Below are 13,693 nucleotides of genomic sequence, written 5' to 3' on the forward strand. Positions count from 1 at the left end.
GCCATTGGTCCGTGCCGGTGACCTTGTCCTGAGCAGGAGTTGCAGCTTACACTCGCGATCGCACGAAAACGTGCGAAAGACCTCGAAATGCGGCTGCGCGCCGCACCGGTGTGGCTGCCGCACCTCAAGGGAGGATGTGCATGGCTACTTTGCCCCCGCAACTCGGCCCGCTTCCGCCTTCAGTCGTATCGGAACCAGATGACTTCGATCGTTTCTGGGTGCGGACGTTGGGTGAGGCGCGCAGCTTCGATCCCGAGGCGAGGACGACTGAACGCGTCGCCGTGGAGCAGCCCCTCTCGGAGCTGCGCTACTGGGACATCTCCTTCAGGGGGTTCGGCGGGCAGCGGGTGAAGGCGTGGCTGTCCCGGCCGGCAAGGTGCGACGATGAACCGCTACCCTGCGTGGTTCAGATTCCGGGCTACGGCCGCGGGCGTGGACTGCCGGGCGAGAATCCCCACGTAGCGGCCGCGGGTATGGCACACCTGCTGCTTGACGTACGCGGGCAGGGGTGCGGATATGGGAGCGGTGGGGACACGCCGGATCTCCACGACGGCGCCCCCGAAGCGCCCGGCGTTGTCACCCGTGGCATCTCCGCGCCCGAAACGTACTATTACCGCCGCCTCATCGTGGACGCGGTGCGCGCCGTGGATGCGGTACGCAAACTGCCGGACGTCGACGCCGAGCGCGTGATCGTGATGGGAAACTCTCAGGGGGGCGGCGTTGCTCTTGCCGTTGCCGGACTGGTGTCCGACCTGCGCGGAGTGACCGTATCCGTCCCCTTTCTTTGCGACATTCCGGCCGTCTATCAGTCTGCGCAGGGCGAGCCCTACGCGGAACTGGTCCGATACCTGTCGGTGCGGCGAGCCGAGCGTGAGGTGGTCTTCCGCACCCTGGCCTACGTCGACGGCGTCAACCATGCGCGGCGTGCCCAGGCCCCGTCGCTTTGGGGGCTGGGGTTGCGCGATACCTGCTGTCCACCCTTGGGCGGTCAACAGGCGCTGGCGGCATACGCCGGCCCGACAGAGGTGGAGATCTACCCGGACAACGGGCATGAGAGCGGCGAGTTCTACTATCTGCGCCGTCAGCTCACGTGGATCCGCGAGCTCTGCGCGGCCTAGCCGGCCTAGAGCTCTGCGCGGCCTAGCCGGCCTAATAGTCTTGTCGTTAGGCAATTTACGGCAATTCGCGCGGGTGGGTGAGAGCAGGTCTATCATCCCACCGTTTTCGCCGATCCAATTTTCGTGTACGGCAAGACAAATCCTTGACGAGAGTGACTCGCGACGTTACTCTAAGGTCGTCGCTAGCGAACGGTGACGCGAAAACGTTCGCAAGCCGTAAAGTCACGAGGAGGTGATGTGTCGTGGCAGAAGCAGTGGATACAGCGCCGAGCGTGCCCCGGGCAACCGGGCGCCGCGCGCCCTCCATGCCTACAGCTTCGGCCTTCAGTAAGCGAACCCGCAGGGGTACGGGACGACCCGGCAGGCGCAGGAGCAGTCGTCGAGGCGACTGGCAGCTCTATACCCTCGTGGTTATCCCGGTGATCTGGTTCATCGTCTTCCGGTACGCACCGATGGTCGGCAACGTCATTGCCTTCCGCCGATTCGTGCCCGGCGGTTCCATGTACGGCGAGGAATGGGTGGGGCTGAAATATGTCAAGATGTTCATCGCGGACCCCACCTTCTGGCGGGTGTTCCGTAACACGGTGGTCATCGGTTTCTCGACACTGCTGGTGTCCTTCCCGGCACCGATCATCCTGGCCCTGCTCCTGAACGAGGTCCGCCGAGTCTGGTTCAAGAAGATCGTTCAGACCGTTTCATACCTGCCACACTTCCTCTCGATGGTCATCATTGCGGGGATCATCATGGAAGTCGTCGCGGTGGACGGCCCGATCAACAGCCTGATCACCGCCTTGGGCGGTCAGGCGGTCAACTTCATTCAAACGGCCAAGGCGTTCGTGCCCATCTACGTCATCTCCGACGTGTGGCAGACCGTTGGCTGGGGGACGATCCTGTATCTGGCGGCGCTCACCACCATTGATGACTCCTTGTATGAGGCTGCCCAGATCGACGGCGCCAACCGCTGGCAGCAGACCTGGCACATCACGCTGCCGGGAATTCGGCCCACTATCGTCACGCTACTGATTCTCAACGTCGGCTCCTTCCTGGCGGTGGGCTTCGAGAAGATCCTGCTGATCTACAACCCGCTGACCTATGAGACCGGCGATGTCATCTCCACCTACCTGTACCGGGTGGGCCTGCAGTCGTCCAACTTCAGCTATGCGGCAGCCATCGGCCTGTTCGAGTCATTGATCGGGCTGATCATGGTCATGGCCGCCAACTTCGCGTCCCGCAAGTTCGCCAAGACGAGTCTGTGGTGATTGGATATGCCTGTTCAAAACGCCAAATACGATTCGCGCAGCTACCGGGCCTTCCGCCTGCTCAACACGGTCATACTCCTGGGCGTCATATTCGTGACGCTGTTCCCCTTCCTGAACGTCGTGGCCAAGTCCTTCTCAAGCGAGGCGGCCATCTCTGCCGGGGAGGTGAACCTCATCCCCAAGGGATTCAACGTCACTACCTACAAAGTGGTGCTTGGGGACTCCGCCTTCTGGACCGGCTATCGGAACACCATCGTGTACACGGTCGTCGCCACCTTCATCTCGCTGGTCTTCACCACTGCGTTCGCCTACGTACTGTCCAAGAAGGACCTGAAGGGCCGCAATGCGCTGGTCGGCTTCGCCGTATTCACCATGTTCTTCAACGGTGGTCTGATCCCGAACTACATTCTGATTACCAACCTGGGAATGAAGAACACGATCTGGGCGGTCGTGCTGCCCAATGCGATCAACGTGTTCAACCTGCTGGTCATGAAGTCCTTCTTCGAGGGGCTGCCGCATGAACTGGAGGAGGCCGGCGAGCTCGACGGGTTGGGTACCTACGGAATCCTCTTCCGCATTGTGCTGCCGTTGTCCAAGGCGATCATCGCCACCATGTTCCTCTTCTATGCGGTCGCCAACTGGAACGCCTGGTTCGGGGCCTTCCTGTACTTCGACGACAAGAACCTGTTCCCGGTAACCATCTACCTGCGAAACATGCTCGCGGGAGTGACCACCTCCGACTCCCTCGGAGGAGGAACCGCCGACCAGACCCAGATTTCCTCCAACCTCAGATCGGTGACCATGGTGCTCACCTCGCTGCCGATCCTCTGCGTCTACCCCTTTGTGCAGAAGTACTTCGTCACCGGCGTCACCCTTGGGTCCGTCAAGGGCTGACAAGAGCCCACAAAGGCGTCGACCGGGGGCGCGGCCGGCAACGGCAGCGGCGCCCACCCATCCATCCACCACTCCTCCCAATCCGACCCACCATCCGGCCGATCATGGCCGACACCATTAGAAAGGCACTCAGCGATGAGCCCCAGTCTCTTCTCCCACCCCTTCACCCGCCGTCGGGCCGGCGCCCTGCTTCTGAGCACGGCGGCAGCCGCCGCACTGGCGGCCTGTGGCTCCGGTTCCGACTCCGGCGATGCGGCGCAGGGCGTGACCAATACGGCCGCCGCCATGGATGACTTCGCCGCCGATACCAGCTTCAAGGCGACCGAGCCGCTGACCTTCAGTTGCCTGTTCTCCGATCACCCCAACTACCCCTATAAGGCCGACTGGATGCTGCTGGAGGAGATCACCAACCGCACCAATGTCACCCTCGACATGACGATCGTGCCAATGTCCGACTACGAGCAGAAGCGCTCTCTGCTGATCTCCTCCGGCGATGCGCCGCTCATCCTTCCCAAGACGTACCCCGGCCAGGAGTCCGCCTTCGTCTCCTCCGGGGCGGTCCTGGCGGTGTCCGACTACTTCGACCTTATGCCCAACTTCCGCAAGAAGGTTGAAGAATGGCAGCTTGACGAGGAGCTGGACACGCTGCGCCAGGCCGACGGCTCCATCTATGTTCTTCCCGGCCTGCACGAGGAGATCTGGCCCGACTACACCTTCGAAATCCGCAAGGATCTCCTCGACGAACAGGGACTGGAGCTGCCCACCACGTGGGAGGAGCTGCAGGACGTGATTTCTAAGGTGCAGGAGCGCCACCCGGACATGAAGGGCATCTCCGATCGTTTCGAGGGGCTCAGCATGCTCAACCTTGCAGCGGTCTCCTACGGCACCCAGTCCGGCGGTTCCTGGGGCATGACCACCATGGCCGAGTGGGACGAGGACTCGCAGTCGTTCATCTTCTGCGGCACCTCCGACAACTACAAGGCCATGGTCACCATGCTGCGCGGCATGGTCGACGCCGGCGTACTCGACCCGGACTCCTTCACCCAGGACGAGGACACGGCCGTCAACACCTTCACCACCGGCAAGTCGATCGCCATCGGAACCAACTCCCAGTACGACGTCACCTACGAGACGACGATGAAGGAGACCCTCGGAGAGGGCAACTTCGAGGTCGTCAAGATTCTCCAGCCGGCCGGCCCCGCCGGCGCGCTGATCGGTGGCACCCGCCTGGAGAACGGCATCATGATCTCCTCCAAGGCCGCCGACGACCCGAACTTCGTGGCCATGATGCAGTTCATCGACTGGCTGTGGTACTCCGACGAGGGCGAAGAATTCGCCAAGTGGGGTGTGGAAGGGGTTACCTACAACAAGGACGCAGATGGCACCCGCACGCTGGTCGATGACATCAACTACAACGGTCTGAACCCGGCCGGCGACAAAGACCTGCGCGTCGAGTACGGCTTCTCCGGAGGCGTCTTCGCCTACGGCGGCACCACTGAACTGCTGCACTCAATGATGCTGGACAAGGAACTTGCCTGGCAGGAGGAGATGGCAGCCACGCACACGCAGAGGCCCATCGATCCGCCGGCTCCGTTGGATGAGACCCAGCGCGAGCAGGCAACGCTCCTGATCACTCCGTTGCAGGACTACGTCATGCAGGAGACGCTGAAGTTCATCACAGGAAGGCGCGACCTGGCCGAGTGGGACACCTACGTCACCGAATGTGAGGCCAAGGGCGTGACCTCCTACATGGACATCCTCAACGCGGCGCGCGCCACCTACGTGGAGAACAATGGCTGACCGTCACCCGGGTGCGGGCACCCCATCGCGGGGCGCCCGCACCCGCCCATCGTCGGGACTCGTCGCGACCGGGGAAGGTTCCGATGTCCCGGACGATCCCTTCGACTCCCCACTGGTGCGGATCAGTTCGGTGGTCTACCAGGCGGCCGCCCTCGGCGTGGGCTCGCTGCCGCTCGCAATTCCGGCGGCGGTAGGCATGCTCACGCTCGATGGGAGTTCTGTCTGGTCGCTGCTGGTTCTAGTACTGACCTGGGTGCTGGCGCTAACCGCCCTGCCGGCAGTCGTTTACGCCGTCACCCGACCGGGGTGGACCTACGATCCCTCCGCCCGGCGCCGCATCGCCGCACTGTGGCGCGGATGGGCCGGGTCGATCGCCCAGTTCGGCCCGTTGGCGGCGCTCGCCGTCGTATTGGCGGTGGGACTGGCGGGATCCGCCGCCGGGGTGGGAGGCGGACTACGTGTGCCCGTCCTCATCGTGCTTGCGTCCGCCGGGCTGGGCGTTGGACGCGCGGGCACAATCATCGCTCTGTTCAATTTCAAGATGTCCGACGTGCTCGTGCTAACGGCCGTCATGACTGTGCGCGACGCCGCCGGGACACTCCTACTCGCGGGCATCGGTGCTGCGGGTCTGCTCATTGCCTTGCACGTTCCGGCACTCCTGATGCTCGCCTGGGTGCCGTTGTGCGCGCTGGCGGCTCCCGCCACGAGTGGACAGAGGCGCATTCTCACTGAGCAATTCACCCGGGCTTCCGTCACTACGTCCGTTCCATAGGAGGCATTAATGCAGTTTCCCGAGCACATCCTGCATGGAGGTGACTACAACCCGGAGCAGTGGGACGATGCCACCATCGATGCCGACCTGACTGCCCTGGAGGCAGCCGGAATCAACACACTCACGCTCAACGTATTCGGATGGGCAGACCTGCAACCGGCCCCTGACACCTTCGCCTTCGACCGCCTCGACGTCTTACTGGACCGTGTCCATGCCCGCGGCTTCGGCGTCATCCTGGCCACCCCGACTGCGGCGATCCCGCCCTGGCTAGCAACTGAGAAGCCGAGCACAATGCGTGTGGACTTCGAAGGGCGGCGACACGGCTTCGGTCAGCGGCACCATTTCTGCCCCACCTCGCCGGTTTTCCGAGAAAAGGCGCAACAAATCGCCGGTCTGCTCGCGCATCGCTACCATGGGCACCCCGCTCTACTCGCGTGGCATATTGGCAACGAATACGGCGGTGCCTGCTACTGCGAGAACTGCGTTGCCGAATTCCGCCGTTGGCTGTTGCGGAGGCACGGTGGGCTCGGCAACCTCAACCACGACTGGTGCACGCAGATCTGGTCCCACCGTTTCACACACGCAGACCAGATTCCCGCACCGAACGCGCTCACAGAGCACTGGGGCGGCCCCTACCGCAGTGGTTTTCCAATCATCACGCTCGAGTACAAGCGTTTCATGACCGAGCAGTTCGCCGCCTGCCTGGAGGGGGAAATCGAGCAGATTCGCCATTTCGACGCCGTCCACCCGGTCACTACCAATCTAATGGGCGCGTACGAGCATCTGGATTACTTCCGGTTCGCCAGCGGCCTTGACGTTGTGGCCTGGGACAACTACCCGCGTGCCATCCGCGCCTGGCCGGAGATGGCTTTCAACCACTCCCTGATGCGCGCGGTAGGACGTGGTAGGCCCATGTGGCTGATGGAGCAGGCGCCGGTGGCCACGACGTGCCGGGACGTCAACCCCACCCGTGCGCCGGGTGTGCTGCGTCGCTGGAGCCTACAAGCGCTCGCTCAAGGGGCTGATACAGTGCTCCACTTCCAGATGCGCTCCGCACCGGCCGGATCGGAAATGTGGTTCGGTGGCGTCCTGGACCACCGCGGTCGCACCGACACGCGTACCTACCGGGAGACGGCGAGACTCGGCCGAGAGCTGTTCCAACTCGACGACCTCGTCGGCAGTCGGGTAGAAGCCCAGGCGGCGGTCCTTATGGATTGGGACTCCTGGTGGTACAGCCGGCTCGTCGATGGGTTTTCCGACCACTGGGACCTTGTCGATCAGGCCCGGCAGTGGCACGAGGCACTTGCACGTCACCTCGGAGGTGTGGACGTCACCGACGGCCGCAGCGACCTGTCCCGGTACCGGATCGTTGTCGCGCCCAGCCTCTATATGGCTCACAACGACGTTATCGACGCCCTGCGCCGGTACGTGGCAGATGGCGGCATACTGCTGACCGGCCCGATGTCCTTTGCCGCCGATGCCACCGGCCGTGTGTTGGTGGACGACCGGGTGGACGAACTGCTCGGCTGTCAGGTCGAGGAACGCGACGCTCAGGAGCCCGGATTCGGCGTTGAACTGACTCTTCCTGACGGGACCACCGATACCGCCCACCATCTCTTCGAGATCTTGCGTCCCACCGGCGGGCAGACTGCAGGGCATTGGCGGTCCAGTTGGTTCGCAGGCGGCTCCGCCATAATTCGCAACGCCTTCGGTCGTGGCACCGTCATACGCCTCGGCGCGCTGCTGAGCCAGGCCGGACGCCGACGCCTGATAGCCTCCCTTATCGGCCCGGCCCCCGGGCACCCTCTGGTCGGCGAACTGGAACACGTCAGCCGCACCTGTTCCCGTGGCACCTTCGACATCCTGCTCAACCACGATCAGACGCCCCTGGCCTGGACACCGCCCGTGCAGGGCGTTGACCTGCTCACTGGCAGGGAGTCCCCGGCAGGGGAATCGCTGACCATCCCGGCCGGAGACGTGATCGTGCTTCGTCGCACTTGACCGCACGCCTTCGCCACCCCGTCGCTCAATTCGAGGAGCCCCGCATGCCCGCCCGACCTTTCACCACCAGCTCATCCATGTGGCTCGAGCCGGCTACAAAGCCGTGGCTTAACGCCTACACCCCCCGCCCCATAGGCGGAGACGAGCTGATCGAGCGAGCCGCCGATGACTGGCGACGGCTCGCCGCTAGTGCTCCGCCTGCTCGGGGCATAGGTGAGTTGTTGATTACCACCCTCGAGTACGCTTCAGTTCTGCCGCCCACGATGTACGGAGCCGCCTGCGCTGTGGCGGCGCCCCCTGCACCCGAGGGGTACGTCGTCACTCGCGGCAACGCAGGGGATCTAGCTGTCGTTGGGGCCGACGCTGCCGGCGCTCTGTACGGCACATTACGGTTGCTCGTCCTGGGGCCCGAAGCCCTGTTGGGAGGGAAGAAGACCGTCGTCAGCAGCCCGGATCTGTCCCTGCGCATGCTGGACCATTGGGACAACCTCGTGCCCCACCCGGTCATGGGGACCATTGAGCGCGGGTATGCGGGAGACTCGGTATTCTTCGAAAACGGAGACCTGGTCCCCGATACGGATCGCATCGACGACTACGGGTTGCTGCTGGCATCCATTGGCATCAACGCCGTATGCCTGAACAACGTAAATGTCCACGCTACCGAGGCGACGCTGGTCGGAGAGCGCCTCGATCTGGTGCGGGCTATCGCCGACATTTTGAGACGTCACAACATCACCACCTTCGTTTCCGTCGACTTCGCCGCGCCCATGACCCTGGGAGGGCTGGCGACTTGCGATCCGCTTGACGAGTCCGTGGAGCGTTGGTGGCGTGAAACTACTGATCGTGTGTACAGCGCTGTGCCCGACCTAGGCGGTTACGTGGTCAAAGCCGACTCGGAGGGGCGTCCCGGCCCCTTCGACTACGGGCGGGACCATGCCGACGGCGCTAACCTGCTGGCCGCTGCACTCGCACCGCACGGCGGACTGGTCATGTGGCGGTGCTTCGTTTACAACCACCGTCAGGACTGGCGCGATCGGACCCTGGACCGTGCCCGCGCCGCCTATGACCACTTCATGCCCCTGGACGGGCGTTTCGCCGACAACGTCCTACTCCAGATCAAGCACGGTCCCCTCGACTTTCAAGTGCGTGAACCAGTCTCCCCACTGTTGCTCGGTCTGCGCGAGACTCGCGTGGCCCTCGAACTGCAGATCGCCCAGGAGTACACCGGGCATGCCTGGGATACCTACTTTCTGCCCACCGCTTGGCGGGAAGTGCTGGAACTCGATGTCGCTGGAGATGGTGGTGCGGATCTGGGCCGGGATCTGGTGGATCGCCGAGGCTCGGCGATCGTCGCTGTTGCCGGGGTGGGCCGGGACTGGAACTGGACCGGAAACACCTTCTCGCAGGCCAATCTGTATGGATACGGACGGTTGGCGTGGGACTTGCATGAAGGCACGCAGACCATCGCTCAGGAGTGGGCCATCGCTTCCTTCACTGGTGACGCCGACCTGCATGAGGCATTGACCCGCATTCTGCTGCGCTCCCGTGAAGCCTACGAGAACTACACTGCGCCGCTCGGCGTCGGATTCATGGTGACTCCGGGTGGACATTATGGCCCCAACATCGACGGATACGAGTATTCCCCCTGGGGCACCTATCACTTCGCCGACCGGGACGGCGTAGGTGTGGATCGCACGCCCACAGGATCGGGGTACACCGAGCAGTACCCGCCGGCGCTCGCAGCTCGGTATCGGTCGTTGGAGGACTGCCCGGAACGTTTACTGCTCTTCTTCCACCATCTGCGCTATGACCAGGTGCTGCCTCAATCCGGGGTGACACTGATCCAGCGGATCTACGACACTCACTTCGAAGGGGTTGAGCAGGTGCGCGCCATGCGGCGAGACTGGGAGACGGTGCGTGAGCAGGTGCCGGAAGGCACCCGCACCGATGTCGACCGCCGCTGGCAGGCTCAGGAACACAATGCCATCGAATGGCGCGATCAGGTATGCACGTACTTCTTGCGTCACTCCGGCATTGCCGACGCTGCCGGCCGTACCGTCTACCCGTAACCGACTCGGCACTCGTTCGCGCGTACCCCATCGCACCCCTCGGAGCGGCCCACATGAAGAGGATCAGTGGCGAAACGCAACGAAACCGTTGATGTCGCATTTCGGTATGTGTAGTGTCGCGACCGCGGGCCAGCGTCGGCCGGCATCCCCTAGCCATCCTCATCACTTGGACCTGCCGCTACGAGCGCTCCCATGTAGGACCGTACCGCCGCATGGGGCTCATCGTCGCGCCGTCGCGGTAGGCGTCCGGGCCGGTGGGACAACAGCAAAGGCAAGCGCATGCGCACAGCAAAACCCCGGCGTGCCCGCCGGAACCGTCTGCTTGGGGCGATTGCCGCGGCCGCCGTCGCGACCGCGGGATTGACGGCGGGGGCGGCCGCGGTCGAAACACCGACAGAGCCCCAGCCCTATGCAGTCAGCTACTCCAACTTCGAGTCCAGTCAGCCGGACATGCCGTGGGTCCCGCGCGGCGAGGGTGTCACCGCCGTCACCACCAACGAGGTGCGGCGTAGCCCCTGGAACAGCCTGTACGTCACCGGTCGTACCCAGGCCTGGCACGGAGTGGAGATATCCATCGGCGACTATATGGAGGCGGGGCAGGCCTATGACGTCACGGCCTGGGTGCGCCTACCGGACGGGGCGGCCTCCACCCGCGCCAAGCTCACCGCTGCCCAGAGTGACGGGCGGTACGTCGAGATCACCTCACCTACCGAGGTCGGCCAGGAGTGGGTTGAGCTTACGGGCGGTTACACCCCGGCCGAGGGCGTAGACGGGACAATCTACATCGAGCTGGAGGACCCCACCGCTTCCTTCTACGTGGACGATGCCGCCATCACCGCCTACGCCTGCGGGCGCGGCCCGGTTGACGACTCCACCTCCCTGCTCGACGCCCTGCCCTACCCGGTGGGCGCGGCGGTCACGGCCAACACCGTCCAGGGCGACTCACTAGAGCTGCTGAACCAGCACTTCAACCAGGTCACCCCGGAGAACTTCATGAAGCCGGAGGCCTGGTACAACGACGACCACAGCTTCGTCACCGAGAACGCCGAGGCCGATGCCGTCATGGACTGGGCCCAAGCCAATGGCGGCCGGGTTTACGGCCACGTGCTCGTATGGCACTCCCAGACCCCGGATTGGCTGTTCCAGCACGAGGACGGCACCTTCCTCTCGGGCGACTCCGAGGCCGATCGTGCCGAACTGCGAGAGCGAATGCGCACCCACGTCAACAACGTGGCCAGATACCTGTCTGACAAGTACGGGCTGTTCGGCTCGGACACCAACCCGCTGGTGGCCTTCGACGTTGTCAACGAGGTGATCACCGACGGGCCCTCACCTGAGACCGACGGGCTGCGCAACTCCTACTGGTACCAGATCCTGGGCGAGGAGTTCATCGATGACGCCTTCATCTACGCCAACGAAGCCTTCAACTCCACCTACGCCGCTCCCGGAGCCGATCACCCGGTGACACTGTTCATCAACGAATACAACACCCAGTACGGCACCGACGGCTCCTCGAAGACCGGGCGCTACCACGCCCTCATCGAGCGGCTGGTGGACCGGGGTGTCCCGATCGACGGCGTCGGGCATCAGTTCCACGCCTGGCTCGACGACGATGTCGAGGGTTTCGGCGCGGCCATGAGCGCCTTCGATGAGCTGCCGCTGGTGCAGGCGGTCACCGAGCTGGACGTGCCCACCCGCACCGGTACGCCCGTCGACACCCAGACGCTGCTGGACCAGGGCCGCTTCTACCAGAGATTGTTCGAGATGTTTGCCGAGCAGGACGCCAAGCGGGATCTGTTCTCGGTGACGCTGTGGGGCCTGGTCGACTCCGGCTCGTGGCGGTTCTACTCGGGTGATCCGCTGCTGTTCGACCCGTACTACCACGGCAAGTGGGCATACGCGGCGGCTGTGGGCCAGGAGATTCCGGCGACGCCCCAGGAGTGCAGCGTTCCGGAGCCGACGCAGGATCCGACGCCTACCGCGGTCCCCTCGGTCGCCGCAACAGAGCCCGCGGCTTCGGCTGTGCCCAGTGCGAGCGGTCCGCCCGCGCCTTCGGGGGCAGCAAGTGCTACGCCGATAGTTGGAGCCGAGCCCTCGCCGAATGGCGGTGGTAGCCCGCTGGCACGTACCGGTGCCGAGGTGCTGGCCCTTCCAGTAGCGGCCCTGCTATTGGGGGCAGGCACATTGATGCTGCGGGCACGACGTCGGGTCGGTTGAGACTCCCTTAGCCGGGGCGGTACGACCCGGCTACGGGATGCGTCGGTCGGGGGACGCTACCCGCCGGCGCCGCGGGAGGGTGCGATGGGATGCCGTCGCGCCCTCCCGTCGTACTTCGGCTGGAGTGGTGCGCTGTTACCTCGGATTCCTGTCGCACCTGCTGCGTAGGCTGGTGACGCCTTCTTCGGCACCTCCTCTCGGAACAGCTCATGTCCTTGGCCGAGAAGGTAGGAGCCAGGAAGGAGGTGGGGGCCATGTCCAAGCCGAAAGGCCGACATGCCAAAGTCCGCAAGGGCAAGGGAATGGCCCGGAAGTTGAGCGAACTGTTCGAATCACTCGCTCATCTGATCCGGGCCATTGGTGTCCTTGTGGATGCCCTCAGCAGGTGGCTCAACTGAACCGCCTGCATAGGGGAGTCATCCGGTCGCAGCCGGGTGGCTCCCCACTATTGTGCCCGCCGGTGCGCCTATCTGACAAGCCGATTAGGGGTGTAGGGGAGGCGCGGTTGAGTCGCGTACTACCAGGGTGGTGGCCAGTTCGATGGGGGACAGGGCGCGGGAGCCGCGTGAGGTAGCCAGGCGGATGACGGTGCGCATGGCTTCGGCGCCGATGTCGACCAGCGGCTGGTGAACGGTGGTGAGCCTGGGTGAGCAGACCGTGGCGGTCAAAGTGTCGTCGAATCCCACCACCGACAGGTCCTCGGGTACGCGCAGACCACGGCGCCGGGCCGCCTCGATGACGCCGACCGCAGCTGCGTCGCAGCCGGCTACGATGGCGGTGGGCGGCGCCTCGAGGTCCAGCAGATCCCCGCCATGGACCAGGCCGGAGTCGTAATCGAAGCGTCCGGCGCGCACCAGTGCGGGGTCGTGCGCGATGCCTGCGGTGGCCAGGGCGCTGCGGTATCCGGCTACCCGCTCGTTGGCGGGTATGGATTCCGACGGTCCGGTGACGATGCCGATGCGGCGGTGGCCCAGTTCGAGCAGGTGCGTCACGGCCTGTTGCCCGCCGCGTTGGTTGGTGGCACCGATCGATGAGATGCCCACGGGCACCGCACTGGCTGGGTCGACGGCAACCAGGGGAACGCTCAGTTCACCGGCGGAGGCGACCATTGTCGCGGTGACGCCCGTGGTGACCAGCACGACCCCGTAAGAGGAGGGCAGCACCTCAAGCACGCTGCGTTCCCACACCTCCCGGTGCGCCTGATCCAACTGGTCCATCGACGAACCGATGTGCCGGACCCGCAGCCACACGCCATCGAGTTCCGCCTCCTCCAGCAGTCCTCGCAGCACATAGGCGGCGTACTGAGTGTCGACGGTGTCGAATACCGCCGTCACCGGGCGCACGGCTGGATCTGCGGCGGCACCGGGCAGCGTGGTAACCGGGGTGCGATAGCCGAGCTCACGCGCGGCGGCGAGTACGGCCGTCCGGGTCGGGGCGGAGATGACCGGGTCTGCCCGCAGCGCCTTCGAGACTGTGGCCACGGAGACTCCCGCACGGGCGGCGACGGCGGCCTGCGTAGGGCCGGAGGAGCGCGGTCGGGACATCTGAACCTCTCAGGATTGG

The 13,693-nt window shown here is 64.5% G+C and carries 10 protein-coding genes; 9 read left to right on the plus strand and 1 reads right to left on the minus strand.

Annotated elements, in window-relative coordinates; all coding sequences use genetic code 11:
- Positions 1-140: 140 nt before the first annotated feature.
- From C3B71_RS02750 to C3B71_RS16085, 9 genes are all read left to right on the plus strand, one after another.
- Positions 141-1,118 carry an acetylxylan esterase gene (locus tag C3B71_RS02750; RefSeq protein WP_199912554.1) on the plus strand — a complete coding sequence of 326 codons (978 nt, stop codon included), beginning with the start codon at positions 141-143 and terminating at the stop codon, positions 1,116-1,118.
- A 407-nt stretch (positions 1,119-1,525) separates the two neighbouring features.
- Positions 1,526-2,377 (plus strand): ABC transporter permease, encoded by an 852-nt coding sequence (locus C3B71_RS02755; RefSeq protein ID WP_199912555.1) that lies wholly within the window; start codon positions 1,526-1,528, stop codon positions 2,375-2,377.
- A gap of 6 nt (positions 2,378-2,383) precedes the next feature.
- Positions 2,384-3,271 (plus strand): carbohydrate ABC transporter permease, encoded by an 888-nt coding sequence (locus tag C3B71_RS02760; protein ID WP_073329830.1) that lies wholly within the window; start codon positions 2,384-2,386, stop codon positions 3,269-3,271.
- Positions 3,272-3,406: 135 nt separating this feature from the next.
- Positions 3,407-5,071, plus strand: a complete 1,665-nt coding sequence (locus C3B71_RS02765; RefSeq protein ID WP_108965991.1) for an ABC transporter substrate-binding protein — start codon at positions 3,407-3,409, stop codon at positions 5,069-5,071.
- On the plus strand, positions 5,064-5,843 hold the full coding sequence (locus C3B71_RS02770; protein ID WP_108965993.1) for a hypothetical protein: 780 nt from the start codon (positions 5,064-5,066) through the stop codon (positions 5,841-5,843). The genes C3B71_RS02765 and C3B71_RS02770 overlap by 8 nt, the downstream gene beginning before the upstream one ends.
- Before the next feature lie 9 nt (positions 5,844-5,852).
- Complete coding sequence (locus C3B71_RS02775; protein WP_108965995.1) at positions 5,853-7,844, plus strand: beta-galactosidase; 1,992 nt, start codon at positions 5,853-5,855, stop codon at positions 7,842-7,844.
- A gap of 44 nt (positions 7,845-7,888) precedes the next feature.
- The gene (locus C3B71_RS02780) at positions 7,889-9,913 is read left to right on the plus strand and encodes a hypothetical protein (RefSeq protein WP_199912556.1); all 2,025 of its coding nucleotides are present in this window, start codon (positions 7,889-7,891) and stop codon (positions 9,911-9,913) included.
- Positions 9,914-10,192: 279 nt separating this feature from the next.
- Positions 10,193-12,130, plus strand: coding sequence for an endo-1,4-beta-xylanase (locus tag C3B71_RS02785; RefSeq protein ID WP_108965997.1), 1,938 nt, complete (start codon positions 10,193-10,195; stop codon positions 12,128-12,130).
- Positions 12,131-12,384: 254 nt separating this feature from the next.
- Positions 12,385-12,528, plus strand: a complete 144-nt coding sequence (locus tag C3B71_RS16085) for a hypothetical protein (protein ID WP_181574803.1) — start codon at positions 12,385-12,387, stop codon at positions 12,526-12,528.
- A gap of 84 nt (positions 12,529-12,612) precedes the next feature.
- On the opposite strand, the gene C3B71_RS02795 is transcribed toward C3B71_RS16085, so the two are convergent.
- Positions 12,613-13,674: a LacI family DNA-binding transcriptional regulator gene (locus C3B71_RS02795; RefSeq protein WP_108966001.1), complete on the minus strand. Its 1,062-nt coding sequence runs from the start codon at positions 13,672-13,674 to the stop codon at positions 12,613-12,615.
- Between the last annotated feature and the right edge of the window lie 19 nt (positions 13,675-13,693).

Source organism: Actinomyces sp. Z16, from assembly GCF_003111765.1.
GTDB lineage: Bacteria > Actinomycetota > Actinomycetes > Actinomycetales > Actinomycetaceae > Actinomyces > Actinomyces glycerinitolerans.